This is a genomic window from Sphingobium sp. SG1 (assembly GCF_057063145.1).
In genome coordinates this window covers 387,267-411,486 of the sequence record NZ_JBVVOJ010000002.1, presented here as the reverse complement: position 1 = coordinate 411,486, position 24,220 = coordinate 387,267, and the positions used below count along the sequence as shown (strand labels likewise).

Genomic DNA, 24,220 nt, shown 5'->3' with positions numbered 1-24,220 from the left:
GGGGATTTTCATGCGACAGACCATGATGCGCATTTTGCTGGCCAGCGCGTGCTGCTGGACCGCGACGGCCCAGGCGCAGGGCGCGCCCGACGCGGCCGGCGACAGCGATCGCTTCTCGCTCGGCCAGATCATCGTCACCGCCCCCCGCACCAGCGGGATCGAGATTGACGGCAGCACCCTGTCCTCCGACGCCATCTACAGCTTCAACCGCACCTCGCTCGACGATGCGGTCAACCTCATGCCCGGCGTGTCCGCCGGCAACAGCGGCGGCACCCGCAACGAGCGACTGGTCTTCGTGCGTGGGTTCGACCGGTTCCAGGTGCCGCTCTCGATCGACGGCATCCGTGTCTATCTGCCCGCCGACAACCGGCTCGATTATGGCCGTTTCCTGACCACCGACATTGCCGAGGTCCAGGTGGCCAAGGGCTATGCCTCCGTGCTGGACGGGCCCGGCGCCATGGGCGGCGCCATCAATCTGGTGACCAGCAAACCGACCAAAGCGCTCGACATCGATCTTCGCGGACAGGTCAGCTTCGACAATGACATGGACTATGCCGGCTATACCACGTCGGCCAAGATCGGCACCCGGCACGATCTCTGGTATGCGCAGGCCAGCTATGCGCGCAGCTTTACCGATCATTGGGACCTGCCCAATGATTTCACGCCGCGCGTGTCCACGCTGGAAGATGGCGGCGCGCGCGACTTTTCGCGGTCGGAGGACTGGCGGGTCAATGCCAAGGTCGGCTTCACCCCCAACGCCACCGACGAATATGCGCTGAGCTATACCCATCAGGAAGGATCGAAGGGCGCGCCGCTGCATATCAGCGACACGGTCACCACGGCTCGTTTCTGGGACTGGCCGTCCTGGGACATCACCAGCGTCTATTTCCTGTCGACCACGGCGCTGGGCGACCGGGCGACGCTCAAGACCCGCGCCTATTATAACCAGTTCGATTCGATGCTCCGCTCCTTCAACGACCGGACGCAGACCACGCAGAGCCGCCCCTACGCCTTTGACAGCCCCTATGAGGACAAGGCCTGGGGCGGATCGGCCCAACTGGATTTCACCGCGACCGATGCGGACACGCTGCGCCTCGCCTTCCATTATCGCCATGATGAGCATGTCGAGTTCCAGACCAGCTTTTCGACGGTCGGCGTCGCCACCACGGAGCCGAAACAAACCCAGAGCGAGGCCACCTATTCCATTGCGCTGGAAAATGAGCTGGCGCTGAGCCCGACGCTTCGCTTCACCCTGGGTGGCAGCTATGACTGGCGCAACCTGGAACGGGCGGAGGAATATGGCGCCCCGCTCGGCACGTCGGGCACGCCATCGGTCATCTACAATTATCCGCGCAGGGACGCCGACACCTGGAATGCGCAAGGCCGGTTCGACTGGCAGGCCAGCGATGCGCTGTCGCTCCACGCCAGCCTGTCATCGCGTGCCCGCTTCCCGACCATCTTTGAACGGTTCAGCCAGCGCTTCAACACCGCCATCCCCAACCCCGACCTGAAGGCGGAACGGGCGACCAATGCGGAGATCGGCGGAAGTTGGAGCCAGGGATCGATCCGGCTGGAAGGCGCGCTCTTCTACAGTTGGGTGCGGGACGCGATCTTCAGCGTGCCGACGCCGGCCTATCCCTGCACCGCGTCGACCACGCCGCCCGCCGTCCCGACCACGGGCTGCGCCCTCACCAACCTCAGCCAGAGCCGCAATGTCGGCAAGGGCGAATATTATGGCATCGAACTGTCGGCGTCGGCGACGCTGCTGCCGGCGCTGGACGCGGGCATCAACTATACCGGCATCAAGCGCGACCTGACCGACCCGTCAAACGCGCGCTTCCGTCCCACCGGCGTTCCCACGCACAAGGGCTTTGCCTATCTCGACTGGGCGCCGGTCGAACGGCTGCACATCGTCCCCAGCGTCGATCTGGCGTCGAACCGCTGGACATTGTTCACCGCAACCCCGGCCTCACAGCCCGCCCGCTATTACCGCACCGGCGCCTATGTGAATGCCAGCCTGCGCGTTGATCTGGCGCTGACCGACCAGATCGACCTCAGCATTGGTGGGCGCAATCTGTTCGATGACTATTACACGCTGACGGATGGTTTTCCCGAACCGGGACGCACCGTCTATGCGTCGGCCCGTTTCCGCTATTGAACCGAACGCGGCCGGGTGGGGATAATGGTTTATCTTTACCCGGCCGCAGGTTATCGTGATCTGCGGTCGCTATTCTCGCATCGCATCGGGAATGATGATGGTCGATCTGTTTCCGCCACCACAGGATCGCAACGCCGGACACGACAGCGCCCGGTCGGCGCCACGGCATGATCCCGTCCCGCAGCATGGCGAGGATGCGGATGGCCCCAGAATCTGGCCTTTCCCCCATCATCTGGCCGAAGCCGGCGTGCAGTTGCTGTCGCGCTGGGCCGGCCCCGTGGCCCTCGTCGGCGCGCTGCTTCTGATCGGCTGGTGGCTGTTTCGCTGAGCGATTTGATTCGACGTCGTTTCCATCAGGCCGGCAAGGCCTCTCACCGCGTCTGATCGATTTTCCCTGCGACAGAACGAAGGGGCGGCAGGATGAAAATTGTGCGTTCAACGGATCGTCGGAAATGTGCGTCCGAATATCCCTCCCCCAATTGTAACAACCGAGCAACTATGTCCTGCTGCTACGCAACATAAATCAAAGGCAGCGGATGTCCTGGGGAAAGATCGCCACCGTCTGACAACGGGCGGGCGGACCATGACGTCACGACGCATTTAAAGGGTTGCCGATGTCCAAAATAGATCTGGCGATTGCAGGAACCCCCAGTCGCCAGCCCGCCACCGCCGCTTTCCAGCGGAACGCGCGCCTGTGGCTGAGCCTGGTTCTGCTGCTTGCAGACATGATGGCCCTGGCCGCAGGGTTCGTCATCGGCCTGCGCGTGGCCGGCATTCCGATCCTGTCGATGGAGGTCTGGCAACCGCTCGCCGGGGGGATATTGGTCTATGGCACCATCGCCTTTCACAACCAGGCCTACAACCCGCGTTGCCTGACCAGCATGACGGCTTCATGCCGCAGTGCAGTAATGGCCTTCGCCGGAACCCTGTTGATCTTCCTGCTGGTCGTCTTCTCGCTGAAGGTTACCGACAATTTCTCGCGCCTGGGGATCAGCACCGGCCTGTTCTTCAGCGGCGCGCTGATCGTCATGCAGCGGGTGCTGGTCGTCCGCGCCGTTCGCCGCCATTTCGCCGAAGGCCTGTTCGCCCAGTTGCTGATCATCGACGACGGCCTGATCCCCGACGATGTGAACGGCATGACGATCGTGGACGCTCCGACGCTCGGCCTGCGCGCCGATCTGGACGATCCCTATATGCTGCATCGTCTTGGCATGCTGCTGCGCGATTTCGATCGGGTGGTCATTTCCTGCCCGCTGGAGCGCAAGGCGGACTGGGCACAGATGCTCAAGGGTGGCAACATCCTGGGCGAGATCATCGTGCCGGAGCTTGACCCGATGGCGCCGCTCGCGGTGCAGAGCCATCGCGGCGTGTCGACGCTGGTGGTCGCTCGCGGCCCGCTCAATCTTGCCAATCGCGCCAAGAAGCGGCTGCTCGACATCATCCTGACCGTGCCGGTGCTGATCGCGCTGGCGCCGCTGATGATCGCGGTGGCCATCGCGATCCGGCTGGACTCGCCGGGCCCGGTCTTCTTCCGCCAGGAACGGATCGGCCGCGGCAACCGCCTGTTCCACATCCTCAAGTTCCGCAGCATGAGGGTGGAACAGTGCGACACCGCCGGCGCCACCTCGACCCAGCGCGACGATAACCGCATCACCCGCGTCGGCCGCTTCATCCGCAGCACCAGCATCGACGAGCTGCCCCAGCTGCTCAACGTGCTGCTTGGCGAGATGAGCCTGGTCGGCCCGCGCCCCCATGCGCTGGGTTCGACCGCCGAAGACCAACTGTTCTGGCAGGTCGACCGTCAATATTGGCATCGCCATGCGCTCAAGCCCGGCATCACCGGCCTGGCCCAGATCCGCGGCTTCCGCGGCGCGACCGAAACCCGGCGCGACATTCTGAACCGGGTCGAGGCGGATCTGGAATATCTGCACGGCTGGAGCCTGATGCGCGACATCGGCATCCTGGTCGGCACGGCACGGGTTCTGGTTCACCGCAACGCCTATTGATCCCGCTTCCTGGCGAAGCCCCAATGTTTACAGGGGCTTTGACCAGGATTGAGGATTTTTCGCATCAGAAGCCGGCTTTTGCGATGAGCTGAGCCGGCTTTCATGCCGATGTAAACTATTTGTGAACCCTAAAATCCTATATTAACGACCGTTCATAAAGTTCCCAGGATGACGGTCGTGGCTGATGAATTGGCGGCAGTTGCCGCAACGAAAACCTCCTTTTCCGATGCGGGCATCGCCGTCCGCGATCTCCCCGAAAACGGCCATGCGCTGTCGATCGCCGACCGCGCGGAAGGGCCGATTCAGTTTGTTTCGCGCTGGGCGGGCATCCTCGCCTTCTGCGCGGCAATCGGCGCGATCGCTTATCTGATCTTCTGATCGGGGCCAGTTTCCTTGCCCTCAGATTAACAGCCGGGATCGGCTGTTAACGGCTCCTTTCGTCGATGAAACGAGCCGTTGTTTTGGCGCGACAAGTCGCGTCCGGACCCGTGTGCATTACGTAAAAATACGATTAGCATGCCCCTTGTTGCTGCAATGCAATAAGGATTCATGCGTTTGGATAATGCCCATAACCCGTGTTTGCGGGCGCGCCCCTGTGCGCCCGCAGCAAATGATTTTGCATGGCCGCATGCGGCCGCCATGGCCGCTCTAGGCGGCGCAATGCTGTTCGCCGGCCTGCCCTCCACGGCGCAGGCCCAGGATGATGACAAGCGTATAGATACGCTCGGCCTGCACCTGACGGCCGGGCTCGATCTTCTCTATGACGACAATGTCTATCGCGTCGACGACCGGGTCGAAGACCCCACCGGCGACCTGATCGTCACACCCTCAATCGAGGCGACCTATGCCCATCCGATCGGGCGGCACGACATCCAGATCCGGGCCAAGGCCGGCTATGACCAGTTCGTGTCGGAGACCCAGCGCAGCAAGCTGCGACTCGATGCGGAGGCCAGGGCGACGATTCGATTCGGAGCGACCTGCGGCATCACGCCACACGCCAGCTATCGTCAGCAGCGGGCCGATTATGGCGACATCAACGCCGCAACCGAAAATCTCCAGCGCTTCTCGACGCTGGAGGCCGACCTGTCGTGCGAACGGCCGGGCTTCTTTCCCGTCGCCGGCTACCAGCATGACACGACCCGCAACGCCGATGATTTCGACTATGCCGACCAGGACAGCGACAGCTTCAAGGTCGGCCTGGGCTATAACAAGCCCAGTTTCGGCACGCTCACCACTTATTATGAGCGGACGGTCAGCGACCGGCGCACGCTGGGCATCAAGAACCGCATCAACGCCTATGGCCTGCGCTTCCAGCGGTCGGTAACGCCGATCACCCAGATCGATGCTGACCTGCAATGGCTGGATGTCAGCAGCGATTCCGCCGCCGTCGGCAACTATAATGGCATGGGCTGGGATGTGCGGCTGTCGACCAGCATCATCCCGCGCGTCAAGCTGACCGCCTCCACCGCCCGCGACATCATGAACGACAGCCTGATCGCCAGCGGCTTCGCGATCCGTTCCAGCTATCGGATCGAGGGGGAGTTCGCGATCAGCGAGCTGACCTCGGCCGGCCTCTACGCCGACTGGCAGAGGCGCAAGTTCCGGCAGGATGCGGCGCTGCGCCCCTTCTCGATTGAGGCGGACCGCAATCGCCAGTTCGGCGCGACGCTCAAGCGCAAGCTGACCGATCGCTTCGATCTCAGCCTCGACGCCCAACATTACCGCCGTCGTACCGACACCGATGTCTCCAACTATAGCGGCACGCAGGTGACGCTCTCAGCCCTGCTGCGCTTTTGACCCGAAGGGAGCCTGACCCATGAGAATAGCGACACGCTTCCATATCCTTGCCGCCCTCCCCCTGCTGGCGGTGCCGAACGCATTGTCGGCGCAAACCCAAACGGCCCAGGTCCAGACAGCACAGGCGCCTGCCGGTGCCGCCGCAGCCGCGGCGGTTGCCGCCACGCCCGCGCGGCCGACGGCCTCTGCCCCCGCCGGCTATCTGCTCGGCCCGGACGATCAGCTGAAGATTTCGATCTTCGGCCAGCCCGACCTCTCGACCGAAACTCGGATCAAGGCCGACGGCACGGTGCTGCTCGCGTTGGTCGGGCCGGTGGATGCGAAAGGCAAGACCACGTCCCAGCTCGCGTCCGACATCGCCGCCAGCTATGCCGGTGGCGGCTATTTGACCAAACCCTCGGTCAGTGTCGAGGTGAGCGACTATGTCAGCCGCTCGGTCACGGTGCTGGGCAATGTGCCCCAAGCCGGCAATTACCCACTCGATCGCAACTATACGGTGGCATCGATGCTGGCCAAGGCCGGCGGCGCGACCACGGCCGGCGCCAATGCCGTCATCCTGACCCCGGCCGATGGCAGCGGCGCGGTGCGCATCTCGCTCACCGACATGAGCGCCGGCGCCGGACGGCCGCTCCAGGCCGGCGACATCTTGTTCGTGCCGCCGGCCGAGAAGGTCTATGTCTATGGCCAGGTCCAGCAGCCCGGCGCCTTCTCCTATGTCGCGGGCCAGACCTTCCGCCAGGCGCTTGCCCTGGCCGGTGGTCCGACCCTCGCCGGTTCGACCCGCAGCATCAAGGTGAAGCGCGGCGGCCAGGAGGTACAGGCCAAGCTGGATGATCCGGTCAAGCCCGAAGACGTCCTCATCATCCGGGAGAAGCTGTTTTGACCGCGATGGAACATGATTTCGGCGCCCGCTCGGCGGGCACGCTCGACTGGCTCTGGTCCCTGCCGCGCCGACTGGCCGGCGGCTCCAGCCTCTCCGCCCGTGTCATCCCCGATCAGGCTCCGTTGCTGCTGGAGGAACCGGTCGCACCGAGCTTCCACCGGACGGCAGAGCCCGAACCGGCGCCCGACGACACCCCGCGACCGCTTTCGATGGGCGCGATGGCAACGCCGCTCAAGCCCATCAGCCTGCGCCGCGATTCGATCTACAGCGCCTTCAACACCGCCATGCCGGTGACCGACCGCCATGGCCTGGCCGGCCGCAACAATGAGCTGGAAAAGCTGGTCGAAGCGATCGTGGTCCAGCGCAAGCATGCGATCATCTTCGGCACGCGCGGATCGGGCAAAACCTCGCTCGCGCGCGTCTTCGGCGATCTGGCCGACGAGGCGGGCTGCGTCGCCCTTTACGGGTCGGCGAGCGGCGAGGCCGATTTCGACTCGCTGTTCCGCCCCTTCCTGACCGAACTGCCGATGAGCGGCGCGGGTCAGGAACGGGCCCGCAAGCTCGCCACCGGTCCGCTCGACGTGAATGGCCTTGCGACCCTGCTGGTCGAGGAGGTGCGCCAGCGCTCCATCCTGATCCTCGACGAATATGACCGGGTCCGCTCCGACACCGCCAAGCAGGATGTGGCGACGCTGCTCAAGCTGCTGACGGATATCCATTCGCCGGTGCAGGTCGTGCTGGTCGGCATAGCCGGGGATGTGGACGGCCTGATCGCCGCCCATCCCTCGCTCCGCCGCCATATCGCGCCCCAGCGGGTCAGCCCGATCGCCCGCCCCGAGTTGGAGTTGCTGTTGGCAAGCTGCGGTGAGAAGGCCGGGCTGTCGATCACGCCCGAAGCCGTCGAGGCGCTGGCCGGCGCAGCAATGGGGTCGCCCTATCATGCGAGGCTGTTCGGCATGCAGGCGGCGCTTGTTACCGAGGCCGGCGGCCGCGAGCAGGTGACCGCCAGCGATGTCGAACAGGGGCTGGCCAGCGCGCTGGACGACTGGGCGGAAATGAGCAGCGCCAGCCATGGCCTGTTCACGCGCGCCCTGCGCGACAGCGCATCAGGGCGCCGGATGATCGCGCTGGCCGGCATCGTCGCATCGCAGATGTCAGCGATTTCGCTGGAGCGGCTGCTGCGCGTCGGCAGCGACATATTGGGCGAATATCCGGGCATGGAGGCCGATGCCAGCGATGCACTGGCCCGGTTGGAGCCTGCCCTTACGCCCACGCCGGGCGGCGAATTGTGGATGTTTGAAGACACGCTGGCGCCGCAATTTCTGCTGCTGATGGCCAAGCAGCCCGCGCCGCGCACCGTCGCGCCGACGCCGGCCGAGGAAATGCGCGCCATGCTCCGAGGAGTGGACGGACTATGACGATGAACCCCCTGGACCTTGCCGCCGCCGTCAAGGCGCGCTGGCGGGTCGCCGCGATGATCGGCGGCGCCCTGTTCCTGCTGATCGCCGTCGCGGCCTTCATGCAGTCGCGCCAATATATGGCGACGACCTCGCTGATGCTGGACCTGTCGCAGACCGATCCGACCGACACGACCCAGAATCAGGGCCGGGTCGAGGTGGACTCGATCCTGGGCACCCAGACCGACATCATCCGCAGCGCCAAGGTGATCAATGCGGTCGCCAAGGAAGCGGGCTTCATCGACGCACTGCCCGCGGACATGCCGGCCGATGCCCGCCTGCAACAGGCCGCCGCGCGCGTGCGCGCCGGGCTGCTGGTGACCACCGGCCGCCAGAGCAACGTGCTGCAAATCCAGTATCTCGATCCCGATCCGCAGGTCGCCGCCCGCGTCGCCAACCTCGCCGCGCAGATCTACATGCGCGAGCAGGTGGAACTGCGCGCCTCACCGGCGCGCACCTCGGCCAAATGGTTCAACGAACAGACCGCCGACGTGCGTCGCCGCTATGAGGATGCGCAGAAGCGCCTGTCCGACTTCCAGCGCGCCCATGACATCATCGGCATCAACCGCATGGATCTTGAGGCCGAAAAGCTGAAGAACATGTCCTATCAGCTGACCCAGGCCCAGGCCGAAGCCGCCGCCGCGCGCGGCAAGGCCGGCGCCGGTTCGGTATCGGACATCGAAGGATCGCTGATCGTCCAGAATTTGCAGGAACAGGTTGCTGCCCAGTCGGCCAAGGTGCAGGAACTGGGCAAGACGCTTGGTCCGAACCATCCGACCATGGCGGCCGCTTCGGCGCAATTGTCCGAACTCCAGACCAAGCTTGGCGCCGCCCGCGCCAGCCAGGCCGGTGCGGTCAGCGCCAACAGCGTCGCCGCCAGCCGCCGCGAGGGCGACCTCAAGTCGAACATGGCGTCGCAGGAAGACCGCATGATCCGCATGTCCGACGTGCAGGACCAGTTGATGGTCATGCAACGCGACGTCGATGCTGCCCGCCAGACCTATGACACGGTGCGCCAGCGCTTCAACGAAGCGGCGCTCAAGAGCCAGATCTCGCAGCCTAATGCCAGCCTGCTCGACGAGGCGACCGTGCCGCTGCTGCCGGCCAAGCCCAACCTGCTGCTCTGGCTGGTCGGCGGCATCGCCCTTGGCCTGGTCGGCGGCATCGCGGCGGTCGTCCTGATCGAAATCGCCCAGCCCCGCGTCCGCTCCGCCGCCGGCGTGGCCCGCGCGACCGAGGTCGAAGTCATCACCGAATTGCTGCCTGCCCCCGCGCGGGGCGGCTGGCTCCCCAAGCGACAGGAGGCCGCATGAGACTGCGTTCCACGGCTAGTGCCCATCCCCATCTGACCGCCGGCGCCACGACCGGCCTCAAGCCCCGCGCCCGCGACACCAAGGATTTCGCGCAACTCGCGGTCGAACATGGCTTCCTTGCCGAAACCGACATCGGCCGGATCGAAGCCCATGGCCATGCCGCCGGCCAGCCCTTCCAGCAGGCCGCGATCGACCTTGGCCTGCTCGATCCCGAGACGGCGGGCATCATCCTCGCCATGCAGGGCGGCTTCCCGCTGCTGGCGGCCGGCGACCAGCGGGTCGATCCGCTGGTGGTCAGCGCCTTCGACCCGGCGGACGCCTATGCCGCCAAGGTCCGCACCATCCGCGCCAAGATGCGCGCGGCGGCAAAGGACAGCGACGGCGCAGCCCTGCGCCTTGCCATCCTGTCGATCGACGCGGGCGACGAGGCCGCGATCCTTGCCGCCAATCTGGCCGTCGTGATGGCGCAGATGGACGGGCAGACGATGCTGGTCGATGTCGATATCGACCGCCCCTCGCTCGATCGGCTGTTCCGCGTCGCCAACAAGGCGGGTCTGGCCGAACAATTGCTGGGCAGTGCCGCGCTGCTGCCTGCCGCACGCACGGCGGTCGATGGCCTGTGGCTGATGACAGCCGGCCGGGCATCGGGCAGCGCATCGAGCCTGGTGACCAAGGGGCCGCTGGCGGACACCGCCGCCGGCTGGGGCCTGCACGACACGTCGATGCTCTTCTATCTCGCCCAGCGGCGCGGCGAGCAGACACCATTCGGCTCCATCCTCGCGGGCTTCGATGCCGTCACCATTGTCGCCCGGCGTGGCGAGACCGCGATCGCCGACATGCGCCGCGTGATCGACGATCTGGACCGCCACGGCGTCGCAATCGCAGGGAGCGTGATCGCATGAGCCTGGAGCAGGCCATTCCCCGCCAACCGCTGCAACAGCCCGTGTCCACACCGGAGGAGATCGCCCTGGTCGGCGGCATTCCGGTGTCGACCCTGTCGCTCGAAGCGCTGATCGACCGGATGCTGGGCGAGGCGCCGCTGCGCCGCGCGCTCGACCAGCGGCCGCTGCTGATCTTCGATTGCAATGGTCAGGGCCTGTCGATGAACGCCACCGACAAGGGGTTTCGCGACAATCTGGCGCAGGCGGACCTGATCCATGCCGATGGCCAGATCGTCGTCGCCGCCTCGCGCTGGGTCGGCCAGCCGCCGATCGCCGACCGGTCGAGCACCACCGACATGTTCATCGACAGCCTGGTGCCCGCAGCGAAGGCGGGGGTCAGCTACTATCTGCTCGGCGGCGAGGAAAAGGTGAACGCCGCCTGCGCCGATCGGATCGTCGAGATGGCACCCGGCCTCACCGTCGCGGGGCGCCGCAACGGCTTCTGGAAGCCCGAGGAAGAGGATGCGGTGATCGACGCGATCAATGCGGCCGCGCCTGACGTCCTGTGGGTCGGCACCGGCAAGCCGCGCGAGCAGGCCTTTTGCGTGCGCAATCGCGACCGGATCAAGGCCGGCTGGATCGTCACCTGCGGCGGCCTGTTCAACTATATCACCGGCGACTATCCGCGCGCACCGATGTGGATGCAGCGCAATGGCCTGGAATGGCTGCACCGCATGGGCACCCGGCCCAAGGAACTGGCCTGGCGCTATATCACCACCAATCCCCATGCCCTGTGGCTGATCTGGAAGCACCGCCATGGCTGAGGCGCAGGCGGCTTCCGGCCGTACCCAGCGCCTGGGCACCATCTTCGGCCGCTTCGGCCTCGCCAGCTTCTCCTCGGCGATCGTCTCGGTCAGCCATCTGCTGGTCCAGCTCTTCTCGATCCACCATCTCGCCACCACCGGCATCGGCGTGCTCGCCTTCCTGCTGGTCATCATCCAGTTCGGCTACAGCCTGTCCAACGCGTTGGTGTCGACGCCCTATACGATCGCCGTGAACCAGGGCGAGGATGTCGATCGCGCGGCGCATGGCTTCTTCTTTCCGGTCAACCTGCTGCTGTCACTCAGCCAGGGGCTGATCTGCGCCGCGATCGCCTGGACCACCGCCTCGCCGCAGGCCGCCCTGGTCTTCGGCCTCGCGGGCACATTGTCGCTGATCCGCTGGTTCGGCCGTTCCAACGCCTATGCCCATCATGCGCCGATGCAGGCCGCCCGGTCCGACATCGCCTATGCCGCGACCATCCTGATTGGCCTGCTGGTCGCGATGCGCACCGGCGCGGACCTGACCGGCATCGGCACCATGCTGGTCGCCGCGAGCCTCGCTGGCCTGCTGCCCTTCGGCAGTCCCTATCTGCGCCGCCATGTCGCCATGTCGCCGCTGGCCGCCCTGCGCGCCTACCGCCCGGTGTGGAAGGAACAGTCGGCCTGGACGCTGGTCGGCGTGCTATCGACTGAGGCAACGTCGAACGCCCACAGCTATGCCGTGACCCTGCTCGCGGGGCCGACCGCTTTCGCTCCGATCGCCGTCGGTATGCTGTTCTTCCGCCCGGTCAATGTCTGCATCACCGCCCTCACTCAGCTGGAACGCCCGCGCATGACCCGTGCCGTCGCGCGCGGCGATCATCAGGCCGCGATCCAGTCGGAACGCATCTTCATGGGCGCCCTTGTCTTCCTGTGGCTCGGCACCTGCGTCGTCGCGGCCGGCGCGCTCTATTTCTTCCCCGGCCTGATCCTCAAGCCCACGCTCGACCATCAGCTGGTGATCACTGCCGTGGCGCTCTGCGCCCTGCTCTCGCTGGTCCAGTGCGTGCAGACGCCGATGAGCGTCATGACCCAGGCACGCAAGGCCTTCCGTCCGCTCGCCGCCCAGAGCCTGCGTAGCTGCGGCGTCGGCATTGCCGCCGTCACCCTGCTGACCCTGCTGGTCGCGCCCGTCTTCTCGATCGCCGGCGTCGTGCTGTCGCAGTTCGTCATGATGCTCGGCATCTGGCAGCTCGACCGCAGCTGGCGCCGCAACCAGGCGGAGGGTTGAGCGATGGCAAGCACCCCCTGGCATCGTGACATTCCCGCGCCGGTCCTGGCCCGGCCGGGCGTCGCCGCCATCAAGAAGACCGAAAGCGCCCGGCTGATCCTTGTCGCCCAAATCTTCTATTTCACCTTCCTGATGCTGGTCTTCATCGGCCAGCAGCCTTTCGCCTCGCGCACCCAGGATGAACTGGTGGCCATGGCCCAGGAAAATAACGGATCGGACCTGTTCAAGCAGGCGCTATTCATTGGCTTTGCCATGCTGCTGACCGGCGTGCAGCTGATCCGCCGCTATCCGCCACGCTATCGTTTCACGCTCTGGCCGCTGGCCATCATGCTTGCCTGGTTCTTCATCACCTGCAGCTGGGGTGTCGATCCGTTCGTGTCGTTCAAGCGGGCGATGCAGCAGCTGATCGTGATCTACATCACTTTCAGCGCGCTCAGCCTGATCGGCCCCGAAAGGCTGCTCCAGGCGCTGCGCTACGCCCTGATCCTGTCCCTCATCATCTGCTGGGTCTCGCTGCCCTTGACCTCCGCTGCAGTCCATCCGCCGACCGAGAGCGACAAGGCACTGATCGGCGCCTGGCGCGGCTTCTTCTTCCACAAGAATATTGCCGGCGCGGTCATGGCGCTCACCTTCATGGTTGCGGCCAATGCCTGGGTCGATACCAAGAAATGGTATTATGCCCTCTTCTCGGTGATGGCCTTCGTCTTCGTGATCGGGACCAAGAGCAAGACCTCGCTCGCCTTGTCCTTCGCCATCCTGGGCGTCTGCGCCGTCTATCGGGCACTGAGCGATTCCACCCAGAAACGGGCTGTGCTGCTGATCATGGTCGCGCTCGGTATGGTCGGGGTGCTGTGGCTCTATGTCGCTTTCCAGCCCGTGGTGGAGCGGATCTTCGCCGATCCCACCTCCTTCACCGGCCGCGTGTCGATCTGGGAAGTCGACCTCGCCTATCTCAAGGACCATCCGTTCCTGGGCGCGGGTTTCGGCGGCTTCTGGCAGGTCGGCGATCGCAGCCCCTCGCTCGATTATCTCAACCAGGCGTTCCAGACGCTGACCGCCCATTCGCACAATGGCTATCTGGAAATCCTGGTGACCACCGGACCGCTGGGCCTCATCATGTTGCTGCTCACCTTCCTGGCGCTGCCCGCCATCTGGTTCCTGACTGGGGCGACGCCGCAGAACCGGCCGATCATGGTGCCCTGCTTCGCGATCTGGGTCTTCGTCCTCTACCAGAATCTGCTGGAAACCTCGTTCTTCGACAAGGATCGGCAGGTCTGGGTGATCTTCCTGGCGGCCATCGCCGCCGCTCACGCCACCTACAAGGCGCGCCCGCTTCCGCAGTGGCGCCGCCGCTTTCTCGCCCGCCCGGAGGCTTCCCATGGCTAATGTCGTCATCTGCATCGCGACCTGCAATCGCCCCCAGGGGCTGCGGCGCACGCTTGCCTCGCTCGCCGCGCTCGAAACCCGCCACCGGATCGATGTGCTGGTCGCCGACAATGACGCCAGGGAGCAACAGGGACTGGCCGTGGTGGAGGCGCTGGCGACATCGGGCTATCGCTGGCCGATCGAGGCGCTGCTGGTGCGCGAACGCGGCATCCCTCTGGTCCGCAATGCGCTGGTCGAGGCGGCTCTCGCCCGGCCCGGCGTCACCCATGTGGCGATGATGGACGATGACGAGGCCGCCTGTCCCGGTTGGATCGACGCGCTGGTGACGGCGGCCGATCGCTGGGACGCCGATGTCGTCGGCGGCGCGGTGCTGCGCGAGATGGACAGCCCGCTGCCCGCCTGGGCCTCGCGCCATCCGCTGCTCCAGCCCAAACGACGCGACAAGTCCGGCCCCGTGTCGCTGGTCGACAGCACCGCCAATGTACTGATGTCCGCGAATGCATTGCGCCGCATCGGCGCCCGCCCGTTCGACGAGCGCATGGCGCTCACCGGCGGGTCGGACAAGCAGCTCTTCACCCGGATGCAGCGCGCCGGTTTCCGCTTTGCCTGGTCGGAGGAAGCGCTGGTCACCGAACTCATCCCGGCCAGCCGCGTCACCGCCAAATGGCTGCTGATGCGCGGCTATCGCGTCGGCATGACCGACATGATCGTCGCCCGCACCCATGGCGGCGCCCTTCGTGCAGCGCTCAGCGAAAGCCCCCGTATCGCGGTCGGTTTCCTGGTCGGCGCGGTCGGCCCCCTCACCACATTGGACCGCGGCAAGCGGGTGGAGCGCCTCGGCAAGCTCTATCGCGCCGCGGGCAAGATCGCCGGCCTCACCGGCATCCATTATGAAGAATATCGAAAGGTCCATGGCGCATGACCAACATCCCCTTCTTCTCCGTCGTCATCCCGCTCTACAACCGCGCCGACGTGGTCACCGACACGATCCGGTCGGTGCTGGCGCAGGACTGGACCGATTTCGAGATCGTCGTCGTCGATGATGGCTCGCATGACAATCCCGGCCCGGTGATCGAGGCGATTGGCGACCCGCGCCTGCGTTACATCCGCCAGGACAATGCCGGTGGTGGTGCGGCGCGCAATCGGGGCATTCTCGCCGCCGAGGGGCGCTACATCGCCTTCCTCGATTCCGACGACCTGTTCCTGCCCGGCAAGCTGTCGACCATGGCGGAAGCGCTGGCGGGCGACGGCGGCCGCACGGTTCTCTATTCGCGGATGAAGGTCGATCGAGGCGTCGATCGCTACTGGATCCGCCCCGACCGCGGCATTCGGGAAGATGAGGATGTCGGCGAATATCTCTTCTGCGCCAACCAGTTCATGCAGACCTCGACGATGGTCGTGCCAACCCGGATGGCCCAGCAGGTGCTGTTCGACCCCGCGCTCAAGAAGGGGCAGGATCTCGACTTCTGCGTCCGGCTTCAGGGCGCCGGCGCGCGCTTCCGGATGATCGACCGCCCGCTCACCATCTGGCTGGACGCGACCGAGGTCGGCCGTACCTCCTATGTACGCGGCTATGAAACCTCGCTCGACTGGCTCGATCGCTGCGGCCATATGCTGACCAACCGGGCGCGGCGTGGCTATCGCGCCACCGTGCTCGCCTATCATATGGCGCCGATCCGCCCGGTCGCGGCGATCCGCGACCTCGCCATCGGCCTGACCGCGGGCGGTGTTCCGCCACGGGTGATCGCGCGCCAGCTGCTGCGCTCCTACATGCCCAAGTCGCTCTATCGCTCGCTCGTCAACGGCTTCGTTCTGCGCTTCGGCAAGGCCGATGCCCTCAGTAGCGGCGCCCGTTCGTGATGGCGGCCTGGCAACCTCCGTCCGCGCTGCAGGAACAGGCGGCCTCGCCGCTCTTTTCCGTGGTCATCCCGACCTATCAGCGCCGCGACAAGGTGGTCGACGCGGTGCTATCCGCGCTCGACCAGACAATCGCGCTGATTGAGGTGATCGTCGTGATCGACGGATCGACCGACGACACCGAACAGGTTCTGGCCGGGATCGCAGATCCGCGCCTGCGCGTCATCGTCCAGCCCAATCGCGGCGCATCGGCGGCGCGCAACACCGGGATCGCGCAGGCGCACGGGCGCTATATCGCCTTTCTTGACTGCGATGACCGCTTCCTGCCCCATCATCTGGCCGACCTGCTGCCCCTGCTGCAACAGGACGAGAATGTGGTCGCCTATGGCCAGGTGCTGGTCGATCGCGGCCAGGGCCGCAATTTCCTCAAACCCCCGCGCGCGATCGCGACCGGCGAGACGATCGACCGCTATCTCATGTGCGATCGCGGGTTCATCCAGACCAGCAGCCTGGCGCTCAGTCGCGGCCTCGCCAACAAGGTCCGCTATCGCGAGGATGTGAAGTTCGGCGACGATACCGACTTTGCCGTCCGTCTGGCGCTGGCCGGCGGTCAGTTCCAGATGACCGCGCGGCCCGGCACGATCTGGGCCGACCGCGATGCCGAACATCGGCTGTCGGCGGTGCGCGGCAGCGTCGGCAGCCTCATCTGGCTGCGCGACCTGCGCCCGCATATCTCGGCCCGCGCCTTTTCCGCCTATATGGGCTGGCATGCGGCCAAGAGCATCTGGCCGACCAGTCGGTTTCAGGCGATGCGCTATTATATCGGCGCCGTGCTGCGCGGCGCCTTCGGCCCGCGGCTGGCCGCGACCGTGCTGATGCAGATCATCCTGCCCGATCCCGTCTATCGCCGGATTTCCGACCGTTGGATCGACATGGCCCAGATGGTGGGCGGGAGGCCGCGCCTGTGAAGCGTCGCGAATTTCTGGCCGGCGGCATGGCGCTGGCGGCGACGCTGCCCGCTGGCGTGGCGGCGGCCGCCATGCCGCCCGGCCTCGCCACCCATGCCCGTGCCAAGGGCCGCTATTTCGGCGCGGCGGTCAAGTCGCGCCAGTTGCGCGAGGATGCGGGCTTCACCCAGGCGGTGGCGCAGGAATGCAATATCCTGGTGCAGGAATATGAGCTGAAGCGCGGCACGACCGAGCCCAAGCCGGGCCAATATGATTTCAGCGGTGCCGACCAGATCATCGATTTCGCCCAGAAGCATGACATGCGCGCGCGCGGTCATGCCCTGGTCTGGTATGCCGCCCAGCCCAAATGGCTGGAACCCGCACTGCAGGCCGCCAGCGATCGCGGCCGCCAGAAACTGATGACCAGCTATATCACCACCGCCATGCCCCGCTATGCCGGCCGCATCCAGGAATGGGACGTGGTGAACGAGGCGCTGGAACCCAATGACGGCCGCGCCGACGGGATGCGCGCCGACAGCATGTGGATGCAGGCGCTCGGCGAACATTATATCGACATCGCCTTCCACACCGCGCGCGATACCGATCCCAAGGCGACCCTGTTCCTGACCGATTATGGCATCGAACATGACTCGCCCCGCTGCGAGCGCCGCCGGACCGCGATGCTGAAGCTGCTCGACCGACTGAAGGCCCGCGACGTGCCGATCGACGCGATCGGCATCCAGGGCCATCTCAAACCCTATAAGGAAGGGTTCAACGAGCGTCGCTTCGCCGATTTCCTCGACCAGTTGCGCGGCTATGGCCTGAAGCTGGAGATTACCGAGTTCGACATTGCCGACATTGGCGGCCCACCCAACCCGGCCAAACGTGACAGCGAAGTTGCCAGTGTCGGCCGGGCCTTCATCGATGTCGCGCTGGACAATCCGGCGATGCAGGCCGTGCTCTGCTGGGGTCTGTCGGACCGCTATTCCTGGCTGTCCAACTACAAGGATTATAAATGGCCCGACGGCCAACTGTCGCGCGGATTGCCGCTGGACGGTTCCCTGCGCCGCAAGCCGCTGTGGGACGCCATCGCCGCCGCCTTCGACGACGCGCCGCCGGCCGGGAGACATGCCGCATGAGAATTTCCTCGCTCACGGGCCTGCGCGGCATCGCCGCCGTTTCGGTCCTGCTCTACCATATCCCCCATGCGCCGGCCTTTCAGGCCTTCGCGATCCCGCTTTTCTCGCGCGCCTATCTGGCTGTCGATCTTTTCTTCATTCTCAGTGGCTTCGTCATTTCCTACGGCTATTATGACCGGCTGATGCACAATCTGGGGCGGTCCAGCTACATGGACTTCCTTATCAACCGCACCGCCCGCGTCTGGCCGCTGCACCTGATCGTCACCCTGGTGTTCATGGCCCGCATCCTGGTCAATGTGTCGGGAACGCAGGCGATCCCGCTCGACCTGCCCAATATCCTCACCAACCTGCTGATGATCCAGAGCTGGGGATGGGGTACCCAGCCGATTGCCGGCAACAGCTGGTCGGTCAGCACGGAGGTCGCCGCCTATCTCCTCTACCCGCTGATCGCGATCATGGCCTTTTCCCGCTGGGCCTGGGCGCAACTCGCGCTGTGCGTCGGCATCTTGGTGCTGGTCGCCAGTTCCGGCCGAGGCGCCAGTGGCCCCCTGGATGTCAACGATTATGACACAGTGCTGACGCTGCTGCGCTGCCTTGCCGGCTTTGCGCTGGGCGTCCTGACCTATCGCATCCGCGACATGGCGCTGACCCGCAGCCTGCTCGATGGCCCCGGCCGATTTGCCGCCATATGTGTCATCATCGCTGTCGCCCTGATGCTGCCCCGAGCCGCCGACGTGCTGGTCGTGTGCCTGATGCCCGCGCTGGTCCTCACCTGCTATTATGATGGCGCCGCCGCCCGCGCGGTGATGGCCAACCCGGTCAGCTATCATCTGGGCCTGATCAGTTATTCCATCTATCTGTGGCATCCGCTGGTGCGCGACATCATGGCCCGTGTCATGGGCATCGCCCATCGGCATGGCTTTGTCGGCCATGACTGGGTCTTCATCGCCGCCATGCTGATCGCCACCTGGCTGCTCTGCTGGGCCAGCTATCGCCTGATCGAGCTGCCGGGCCACAAGATCATCAAATGGCTGCAACGCGGCGGACGCGCCCGCCCGGCCCCGGTCAAGGTTGCCGCCTGATGCCCCCCGCCCCGACCATCTGGATCGCGATCCCGACCTTTCGCCGGCCGGGGCAGTTGCGCCACCTGCTCGAAAGCCTGGCCGCCCTCGTGCCGCATGACGATGTCCAGTTGCTGGTCGCCGACAACGACCCCGTCGGGCAGGAAGGCGCGATGGTCGCGCACGAGATGCAGGATGACCCCGATTATCCGCTGCCCATCCGCATCCTGCATGTGCCTGAGCCCGGCCTTTGCTCGGTCCGCAACGCGATCGTCGCGACGGCCCTATCCGATCCGGCGATGCACTATCTGGCGATGATCGATGATGATGAATGGCCGCAGCCCGGCTGGCTCGACGCGCTGCTGGCCTGTCGCGAGATGTGCGGCGCCGAAGTGATTGGCGGCCCGGTCGACGCCCATTTCCTGCGGCCGCCGCCGCGCTGGGCTCGCGAGGCGCTGGTGTTCCGTGCCGAGGAACGGCCTTCGGGCGCCACCGACATGCTGTGGGCCAGCAACAATCTACTGCTCAGCCGCGCGGCGCTGCAGGCACTGCCCGCCCCCTGGTTCGATCCGCGTTTCAACCGCAGCGGCGGCGAGGATCTGGATTATCTAACGCGCCTGCGCGATGCCGGCATCGGTTTCGGCTGGGCCGCAGATGCGCGCGTCAGCGAATGGGTGCCGCCCGAACGGGTCCGGCTCGGCTGGATACTGTCCCGCATGTGGCGGATCGGCTTTACCGAGACGCTGACCCGCCGGAAGCATCGGCCCGGAATCCTCGGCACCCTCACCCTGTTCGGCCGGACGCTGGCGGTGTTCGCGATGCGCACCGCCGGCCTCCTCGCCCTGTTGCTGCCCGGCGCGCGGCGGGTCGACATCGCCGGGCAGTGGATCAAATGCTGGGGCCGCCTCTATGCCCTGACGGGCCGGGGCAGCCGGGCCTATTATGGCGCCGAATAGACCTTGAAGCTGCGGATGGTCATATCGCCACTGCCATCGTCATAGGCGCCCGTCGTCTTCACCGCGACATTCATCAGCGGATAGAAGCGGAAACCCTTGAACGGGTTGACCGACTGGTAGGTTTCCTTGCCGTCGACGAACCAGGTGATGTAGTCACGCTGGATATCGACCGCGAACTTGTGGAAATCCTGCGAATAGCCCGACAGGCCATAGGCCTGTTCGGTCTGGATGACGATGCCGCGCTGGTCATAGCGGGTGCTGTTGGCGCCGACATGGATCGTCTGGCCGACATGGCGATCGAAATCCCAATAGCTCTGATAGCCAAAGCCTTCATAGACATCGATTTCCGGCGGCCAGCCACTGGTCGAGATCAGCCAGAAAGCGGGCCAGGAACCGCGCCGGTTGGGCATCTTCGCTTCCCACTCATATTGGCCATAGCCGATCTGCGAGGCGAGGAAATTGCGGCCATCCAGGATCGACGCGCCATAATTATAGGTTACGCCCTGATAGCTGATCGGCGTCTTGAGCACCTGGCTGTGCAGCACCAGGCCCTTGTTGCTCCAGTAGACCGGCCCTTCGATCCCCGGATAAGTGGTGGTGTCGACATAAAGGCCGGTCTCGCCATTGCCGGTCTGCGCCCGGCCATGCGACAGGGTCGTGGCCCAGCGGTCCCAGCCGCCATCGACCGACCGTTTGTGCGTGTCCTTGAGCAATTCGAACTGCAGCGTGCCCGAGGCCGCGAAGGTCCGCGCTTCGCGGAAGGTGCCGGTCGCCTTCTCGGTCGCGGCGACATAGGCCTTGGCCGTGACGGTTGCGGTCGACTGCCCCTGCAGTGCGCCCCAGGGCGCCTCACGCAGCTTCACGCTGAACTGCTGGCCTTCTGTGGCACTGATAACCGGCACTTCCACCGTCTGTTCCAGCGGATCGCCCGGCCGGAAGATGACGACGGTGTCGACCGTCTTGTAATTGGTGCCGGACGTGGCCTTCAGCGTGCCGGTGCCGTTCACCGTAGTGATCCGCGCGATCACCGTGTTGGGCGTCGCCCGATCGAGATAGACCGGGACATAGGCGGTGCTGCTGCCCGGCTTGTAGGTGGCGTTGCCGATCCAGAGCGTCGCCTTGCCCGGCAATACCGTGCCATTGGCGAAGTCGAAGTCGGCAAAGCTGTTGCTGGTGCTGCTGGTCGTCGCCGTGCTGGTCGTCGCACTGCTCGCACTGCTACTGGAGATGGTGACCGTGCCGCTATCGGCCGTGCTGGTCGATGAGCTGCTGGTCGTGCTGGTTCCGCCCGACAGGATCGTGGCGGCGCCTGCCGCGAAGACAGACGTAATGATTGCTCCGGCTCCGATCATGGAGCCGGCCGATTTGCTGCGCATAATGCAACCCCCGTTTTGGTGTCCCTAAAGGGTCCGCCACGAGGGTTAACAAATGCTTCCAGACAAGCTCGCCTCGTCGCAAATCAGCCATTTTTGCGACGAGGCGAGGAACTTTTACTCGGCAGCTTCAACCAGCATTTCGGGCTCCGGCGCCATGCCCCGGCCAACGCTGTCATAGATAAATCCAGCCGCTTCAGCGACTTCGGGCCGATAGATGTTGCGCAGGTCGACCAAACCATTGCCAGCCATCACGCCGCGCAGGCGCGACAGGTCGAGCGCGCGCAGCGCATCCCATTCGGTGACCAGCACGACGGCCGATGCACCCTGCGCCGCTGCATAGGGATCGTGGAAGAAATCGACATTCTGCAGCAGCGGCTGGGCCGCCTCGATCCCTTCGGGGTCGAAGGCGCGGATCTGCGCGCCACCATCCTGCAGGGCCTGGATGATCGACAGCGACGGCGCATCACGCATATCGTCGGTATTGGGCTTGAAGGTCAGGCCCAGCACCGCGATCGTCTTGCCCCGCACCGATCCGTTGCACACGCCGATTACCTTACGCGCCATGGCGCGCTTGCGGCTTTCGTTGATCGCGACGGTGGTTTCGATCAGGCGAATGGGCGCCCCGGAGTCTTCCGCCGTCTTGACCAGCGCCAGCGTGTCCTTGGGGAAGCAGGAGCCACCATAACCAGGGCCGGCATGAAGAAATTTCGAACCGATCCGGTTATCAAGACCAATACCGCGCGCCACCTGCTGCACATCCGCGCCGACCCGTTCGCACAATTCGGCCATCTCGTTGATATAGGTGATCTTCATCGCCAGGAAGGCGTTGGCGGCATATTTGATCAGTTCGCTGGTGCGACGACCGGTAAACAGCAGTGGCGCCTGGTTGAGATAGAGCGGGCGATAGACCTCCTCCATCACCGGGCGTGCACGCTCGTCCTCGATGCCGACGACGATGCGATCCGGCCGCTTGAAATCCTCGATCGCGGCACCCTCGCGCAGGAATTCGGGATTGGAGGCGACCGCAAACTGGGCGTCGGGATTGGTTTCGCGAATGATCCGTTCGACTTCGTCGCCGGTGCCGACCGGCACGGTCGACTTCGTAACCACAACGGTAAAGCCCTTGAGCGCCCCGGCGATCTCGCGCGCGGCATCATAGACATAGCTGAGGTCGGCATGGCCATCGCCCCGACGCGCCGGTGTACCGACCGCAATGAAGACGACGTCGGCCTCCGCAACCGAGCTTGCCAGATCGGTCGTGAAGCTCAACCGGCCCGCCTTGACGTTGCGCGCGATGAGATCGGCGAGGCCCGGCTCATAGATCGGCACGCCGCCTTCGCGCAACTTGGCGATCTTGCGCTCATCCTTGTCGACGCAGATGATTTCGTGTCCGAAATCCGCGAGGCAGGCGCCCGATACCAGACCAACATAACCAGATCCGGTCATCACGATCCGCATGACAATTCTCCTTGTCCAATGTGCAAGCTAATCGACAATATGCCCGCAACCGATCGCCCCGATCCGGACAGGACGCGACAGAGCACTCCGGAAAATCCGGATGCGCGCACCTCTCGCCCTGACAAAGATCGAAGCCCCCGGCCTGTTCGGACAGTTGCCGCGTCAGTGGAACCAGCCACCTGTTGACGCGATGCAGCATAAGTCGGGTCATGACGCTGTTGCAACGCGACTTGGCGCTACGCGGGCACATGTGGACGTGGGGCGAATGGAAAATGCGCCGAACTGCCGGAGCGCGCGGGCGCAATTAACCGGTTCGGCGGATCAATCTTCGACGATGCGCATCAATTTGCGTTCGACAGGCGCCAATATGCCCTGCAACTCCTGCCCGCGCTTGAGCACATGACCCGCTTCACCCACCAGCGCCCACATGCCCTGACGGTTACGCAACGCCGGCCGCTTCTCGATCCGATATTCAGGACGCTCGGCAGAGCGCCGAAAAGCGGAGAAAATCGCCGCCTCGCGCCCCAGGTCCATGGCATAGTCGCGCCAATGTCCGGCGGCGACCATGCGGCCATAGAGATCCATGATCCTCTGCAATTCCAGGCGATCGAACCCGACCTGCCCCTGTTGCTGGCCGTTGGGTGCTGGGAACGGCGTCACATTGGACATCAGGCCCGGCCACGCTCCTTGAACAGGGCGACGTCATAGGCAGGCAGTTCGGGCACCTGCTTCTGCGCCAGCAACTCAGCCAGCCGCTTCTGCAACTGCTCCACTTCGCACTGCAGCAATTCCAGCTTCTGCTTTTCGGGATCGAAACAATCGGAGCAGGGCGTGCCATAGGGCAGGAAGTCGCGCTGATAAGCGGTGACATCGACCAGCATCGCGCGCGCGGGGATGCCGACCATGGTCGCGGCCTCCGCAACATCCTTGGTCACCACCGCATTGGCGCCGACACGGGCACGGGCGCCGACACGGACCGGGCCCAGCACCTGCGCGCCCGACCCCACGATCACGCCATTTTCCAGCGTCGGATGGCGCTTGCCGGCGATCCCGTTGGCGGGATCGGTCCCGCCCAGCGTCACATTCTGATAGAGAGTGACGTCGTCGCCAATCTCCGCCGTCTCGCCGATCACGGTGAAGCCATGATCGATGAAGAAGCGCTTGCCGATCTTCGCGCCGGGATGAATGTCATTGCCGGTCAGGAAGCGCGACAGATGATTGACTGCCCGCGCCAGGAAATAGAGCCGCGCCCGATAGAGACGATGCGCCACGCGATGGAAGGCCAGCGACCAGATACCGGGATAGAGCAGGATTTCCGCCCGCGATCGCGGCGCAGGGTCGCGCGACTTGACCGAATCCAGATAGGCGATGAGATTACGCAGCATCGAAACGTCCCTGAACGGACCCGCCCTGCTGGCGCGCCCCTTTTACCCTGTTGCCAGCAACATAGAGAT

Annotated in this window: 22 protein-coding genes; 18 read left to right on the top strand and 4 right to left on the bottom strand. The window is 65.1% G+C overall.

Annotated features, from left to right (window positions below):
- Positions 1 to 10: 10 nt before the first annotated feature.
- From AC0KVN_RS07390 to AC0KVN_RS07305, 18 genes are all read left to right on the top strand, one after another.
- Positions 11 to 2,158 carry a TonB-dependent receptor plug domain-containing protein gene (locus AC0KVN_RS07390; protein ID WP_435566535.1) on the top strand — a complete coding sequence of 716 codons (2,148 nt, stop codon included), beginning with the start codon at positions 11 to 13 and terminating at the stop codon, positions 2,156 to 2,158.
- A 91-nt stretch (positions 2,159 to 2,249) separates the two neighbouring features.
- Positions 2,250 to 2,486 carry a hypothetical protein gene (locus tag AC0KVN_RS07385; protein WP_313229385.1) on the top strand — a complete coding sequence of 79 codons (237 nt, stop codon included), beginning with the start codon at positions 2,250 to 2,252 and terminating at the stop codon, positions 2,484 to 2,486.
- 286 nt (positions 2,487 to 2,772) lie between these two features.
- A complete protein-coding gene (locus tag AC0KVN_RS07380; protein ID WP_435566534.1) occupies positions 2,773 to 4,164 on the top strand; it encodes a sugar transferase in 1,392 nt (463 codons plus the stop codon).
- 168 nt (positions 4,165 to 4,332) lie between these two features.
- Positions 4,333 to 4,542 carry a hypothetical protein gene (locus tag AC0KVN_RS07375; protein ID WP_010339081.1) on the top strand — a complete coding sequence of 70 codons (210 nt, stop codon included), beginning with the start codon at positions 4,333 to 4,335 and terminating at the stop codon, positions 4,540 to 4,542.
- Positions 4,543 to 4,803: 261 nt separating this feature from the next.
- Positions 4,804 to 5,961, top strand: a complete 1,158-nt coding sequence (locus AC0KVN_RS07370; protein WP_435566533.1) for a hypothetical protein — start codon at positions 4,804 to 4,806, stop codon at positions 5,959 to 5,961.
- A 19-nt stretch (positions 5,962 to 5,980) separates the two neighbouring features.
- Positions 5,981 to 6,844: a polysaccharide biosynthesis/export family protein gene (locus AC0KVN_RS07365; RefSeq protein WP_435566532.1), complete on the top strand. Its 864-nt coding sequence runs from the start codon at positions 5,981 to 5,983 to the stop codon at positions 6,842 to 6,844.
- A gap of 5 nt (positions 6,845 to 6,849) precedes the next feature.
- The gene (locus tag AC0KVN_RS07360; protein ID WP_435566629.1) at positions 6,850 to 8,262 is read left to right on the top strand and encodes an AAA family ATPase; all 1,413 of its coding nucleotides are present in this window, start codon (positions 6,850 to 6,852) and stop codon (positions 8,260 to 8,262) included.
- Complete coding sequence (locus AC0KVN_RS07355; RefSeq protein ID WP_017499212.1) at positions 8,259 to 9,614, top strand: GNVR domain-containing protein; 1,356 nt, start codon at positions 8,259 to 8,261, stop codon at positions 9,612 to 9,614. Before AC0KVN_RS07360 ends, AC0KVN_RS07355 begins: the two co-directional genes overlap by 4 nt.
- The gene (locus AC0KVN_RS07350) at positions 9,611 to 10,516 is read left to right on the top strand and encodes a P-loop NTPase family protein (RefSeq protein WP_099232688.1); all 906 of its coding nucleotides are present in this window, start codon (positions 9,611 to 9,613) and stop codon (positions 10,514 to 10,516) included. Before AC0KVN_RS07355 ends, AC0KVN_RS07350 begins: the two co-directional genes overlap by 4 nt.
- Positions 10,513 to 11,319 carry a WecB/TagA/CpsF family glycosyltransferase gene (locus AC0KVN_RS07345; RefSeq protein WP_435566531.1) on the top strand — a complete coding sequence of 269 codons (807 nt, stop codon included), beginning with the start codon at positions 10,513 to 10,515 and terminating at the stop codon, positions 11,317 to 11,319. The genes AC0KVN_RS07350 and AC0KVN_RS07345 overlap by 4 nt, the downstream gene beginning before the upstream one ends.
- Complete coding sequence (locus tag AC0KVN_RS07340) at positions 11,312 to 12,586, top strand: polysaccharide biosynthesis protein (protein ID WP_435566530.1); 1,275 nt, start codon at positions 11,312 to 11,314, stop codon at positions 12,584 to 12,586. Before AC0KVN_RS07345 ends, AC0KVN_RS07340 begins: the two co-directional genes overlap by 8 nt.
- 3 nt (positions 12,587 to 12,589) lie before the next feature.
- Positions 12,590 to 13,972: an O-antigen ligase family protein gene (locus tag AC0KVN_RS07335; protein WP_136187150.1), complete on the top strand. Its 1,383-nt coding sequence runs from the start codon at positions 12,590 to 12,592 to the stop codon at positions 13,970 to 13,972.
- The gene (locus AC0KVN_RS07330) at positions 13,965 to 14,894 is read left to right on the top strand and encodes a glycosyltransferase family 2 protein (RefSeq protein ID WP_159366367.1); all 930 of its coding nucleotides are present in this window, start codon (positions 13,965 to 13,967) and stop codon (positions 14,892 to 14,894) included. Before AC0KVN_RS07335 ends, AC0KVN_RS07330 begins: the two co-directional genes overlap by 8 nt.
- A complete protein-coding gene (locus AC0KVN_RS07325) occupies positions 14,891 to 15,832 on the top strand; it encodes a glycosyltransferase family 2 protein (protein WP_097382948.1) in 942 nt (313 codons plus the stop codon). Before AC0KVN_RS07330 ends, AC0KVN_RS07325 begins: the two co-directional genes overlap by 4 nt.
- Positions 15,832 to 16,797, top strand: coding sequence for a glycosyltransferase family 2 protein (locus AC0KVN_RS07320; RefSeq protein ID WP_333701026.1), 966 nt, complete (start codon positions 15,832 to 15,834; stop codon positions 16,795 to 16,797). Before AC0KVN_RS07325 ends, AC0KVN_RS07320 begins: the two co-directional genes overlap by 1 nt.
- On the top strand, positions 16,794 to 17,915 hold the full coding sequence (locus AC0KVN_RS07315; RefSeq protein ID WP_435566529.1) for an endo-1,4-beta-xylanase: 1,122 nt from the start codon (positions 16,794 to 16,796) through the stop codon (positions 17,913 to 17,915). The genes AC0KVN_RS07320 and AC0KVN_RS07315 overlap by 4 nt, the downstream gene beginning before the upstream one ends.
- Positions 17,912 to 18,997 carry an acyltransferase family protein gene (locus AC0KVN_RS07310; protein WP_435566528.1) on the top strand — a complete coding sequence of 362 codons (1,086 nt, stop codon included), beginning with the start codon at positions 17,912 to 17,914 and terminating at the stop codon, positions 18,995 to 18,997. The genes AC0KVN_RS07315 and AC0KVN_RS07310 overlap by 4 nt, the downstream gene beginning before the upstream one ends.
- Positions 18,997 to 19,932, top strand: a complete 936-nt coding sequence (locus AC0KVN_RS07305) for a glycosyltransferase family 2 protein (RefSeq protein ID WP_435566527.1) — start codon at positions 18,997 to 18,999, stop codon at positions 19,930 to 19,932. Before AC0KVN_RS07310 ends, AC0KVN_RS07305 begins: the two co-directional genes overlap by 1 nt.
- On the opposite strand, the gene AC0KVN_RS07300 is transcribed toward AC0KVN_RS07305, so the two are convergent.
- The 4 genes from AC0KVN_RS07300 to epsC all read right to left on the bottom strand — a co-directional run bounded on the left by AC0KVN_RS07300 (position 19,917) and on the right by epsC (position 24,151).
- Entirely contained in the window at positions 19,917 to 21,062 is a 1,146-nt protein-coding gene (locus tag AC0KVN_RS07300) for a family 16 glycosylhydrolase (RefSeq protein ID WP_097382943.1), read from the bottom strand. The two genes, AC0KVN_RS07305 and AC0KVN_RS07300, sit on opposite strands and share 16 nt — an antisense overlap.
- Positions 21,063 to 21,422: 360 nt before the next feature.
- Positions 21,423 to 22,766 carry a UDP-glucose dehydrogenase family protein gene (locus tag AC0KVN_RS07295; RefSeq protein ID WP_435566526.1) on the bottom strand — a complete coding sequence of 448 codons (1,344 nt, stop codon included), beginning with the start codon at positions 22,764 to 22,766 and terminating at the stop codon, positions 21,423 to 21,425.
- A gap of 321 nt (positions 22,767 to 23,087) precedes the next feature.
- Positions 23,088 to 23,435: a DUF2794 domain-containing protein gene (locus AC0KVN_RS07290; protein ID WP_004212406.1), complete on the bottom strand. Its 348-nt coding sequence runs from the start codon at positions 23,433 to 23,435 to the stop codon at positions 23,088 to 23,090.
- On the bottom strand, positions 23,435 to 24,151 hold the full coding sequence (gene epsC, locus AC0KVN_RS07285; RefSeq protein ID WP_435566525.1) for a serine O-acetyltransferase EpsC: 717 nt from the start codon (positions 24,149 to 24,151) through the stop codon (positions 23,435 to 23,437). Before epsC ends, AC0KVN_RS07290 begins: the two co-directional genes overlap by 1 nt.
- Positions 24,152 to 24,220: the final 69 nt, after the last annotated feature.

What these genes read in the sequence shown, in the direction of transcription:
- AC0KVN_RS07310 (WP_435566528.1), top strand. Translation starts at nt 17,912, where the DNA reads ATGAGAATTTCCTCGCTCACGGGCCTGCGCGGCATCGCCGCCGTTTCG.
- AC0KVN_RS07320 (WP_333701026.1), top strand. Translation starts at nt 15,832, where the DNA reads ATGGCGGCCTGGCAACCTCCGTCCGCGCTGCAGGAACAGGCGGCCTCG.
- AC0KVN_RS07330 (WP_159366367.1), top strand. Translation starts at nt 13,965, where the DNA reads ATGGCTAATGTCGTCATCTGCATCGCGACCTGCAATCGCCCCCAGGGG.
- AC0KVN_RS07295 (WP_435566526.1), bottom strand. Translation starts at nt 22,766, where the DNA reads ATGCGGATCGTGATGACCGGATCTGGTTATGTTGGTCTGGTATCGGGC.
- AC0KVN_RS07375 (WP_010339081.1), top strand. Translation starts at nt 4,333, where the DNA reads ATGACGGTCGTGGCTGATGAATTGGCGGCAGTTGCCGCAACGAAAACC.
- AC0KVN_RS07340 (WP_435566530.1), top strand. Translation starts at nt 11,312, where the DNA reads ATGGCTGAGGCGCAGGCGGCTTCCGGCCGTACCCAGCGCCTGGGCACC.
- AC0KVN_RS07390 (WP_435566535.1), top strand. Translation starts at nt 11, where the DNA reads ATGCGACAGACCATGATGCGCATTTTGCTGGCCAGCGCGTGCTGCTGG.
- AC0KVN_RS07350 (WP_099232688.1), top strand. Translation starts at nt 9,611, where the DNA reads ATGAGACTGCGTTCCACGGCTAGTGCCCATCCCCATCTGACCGCCGGC.
- AC0KVN_RS07335 (WP_136187150.1), top strand. Translation starts at nt 12,590, where the DNA reads ATGGCAAGCACCCCCTGGCATCGTGACATTCCCGCGCCGGTCCTGGCC.
- AC0KVN_RS07355 (WP_017499212.1), top strand. Translation starts at nt 8,259, where the DNA reads ATGACGATGAACCCCCTGGACCTTGCCGCCGCCGTCAAGGCGCGCTGG.
- AC0KVN_RS07380 (WP_435566534.1), top strand. Translation starts at nt 2,773, where the DNA reads ATGTCCAAAATAGATCTGGCGATTGCAGGAACCCCCAGTCGCCAGCCC.
- AC0KVN_RS07290 (WP_004212406.1), bottom strand. Translation starts at nt 23,435, where the DNA reads ATGTCCAATGTGACGCCGTTCCCAGCACCCAACGGCCAGCAACAGGGG.
- AC0KVN_RS07360 (WP_435566629.1), top strand. Translation starts at nt 6,850, where the DNA reads ATGGAACATGATTTCGGCGCCCGCTCGGCGGGCACGCTCGACTGGCTC.
- AC0KVN_RS07365 (WP_435566532.1), top strand. Translation starts at nt 5,981, where the DNA reads ATGAGAATAGCGACACGCTTCCATATCCTTGCCGCCCTCCCCCTGCTG.
- AC0KVN_RS07370 (WP_435566533.1), top strand. Translation starts at nt 4,804, where the DNA reads ATGGCCGCTCTAGGCGGCGCAATGCTGTTCGCCGGCCTGCCCTCCACG.
- AC0KVN_RS07305 (WP_435566527.1), top strand. Translation starts at nt 18,997, where the DNA reads ATGCCCCCCGCCCCGACCATCTGGATCGCGATCCCGACCTTTCGCCGG.
- AC0KVN_RS07345 (WP_435566531.1), top strand. Translation starts at nt 10,513, where the DNA reads ATGAGCCTGGAGCAGGCCATTCCCCGCCAACCGCTGCAACAGCCCGTG.
- AC0KVN_RS07325 (WP_097382948.1), top strand. Translation starts at nt 14,891, where the DNA reads ATGACCAACATCCCCTTCTTCTCCGTCGTCATCCCGCTCTACAACCGC.
- epsC (WP_435566525.1), bottom strand. Translation starts at nt 24,151, where the DNA reads ATGCTGCGTAATCTCATCGCCTATCTGGATTCGGTCAAGTCGCGCGAC.
- AC0KVN_RS07385 (WP_313229385.1), top strand. Translation starts at nt 2,250, where the DNA reads ATGATGATGGTCGATCTGTTTCCGCCACCACAGGATCGCAACGCCGGA.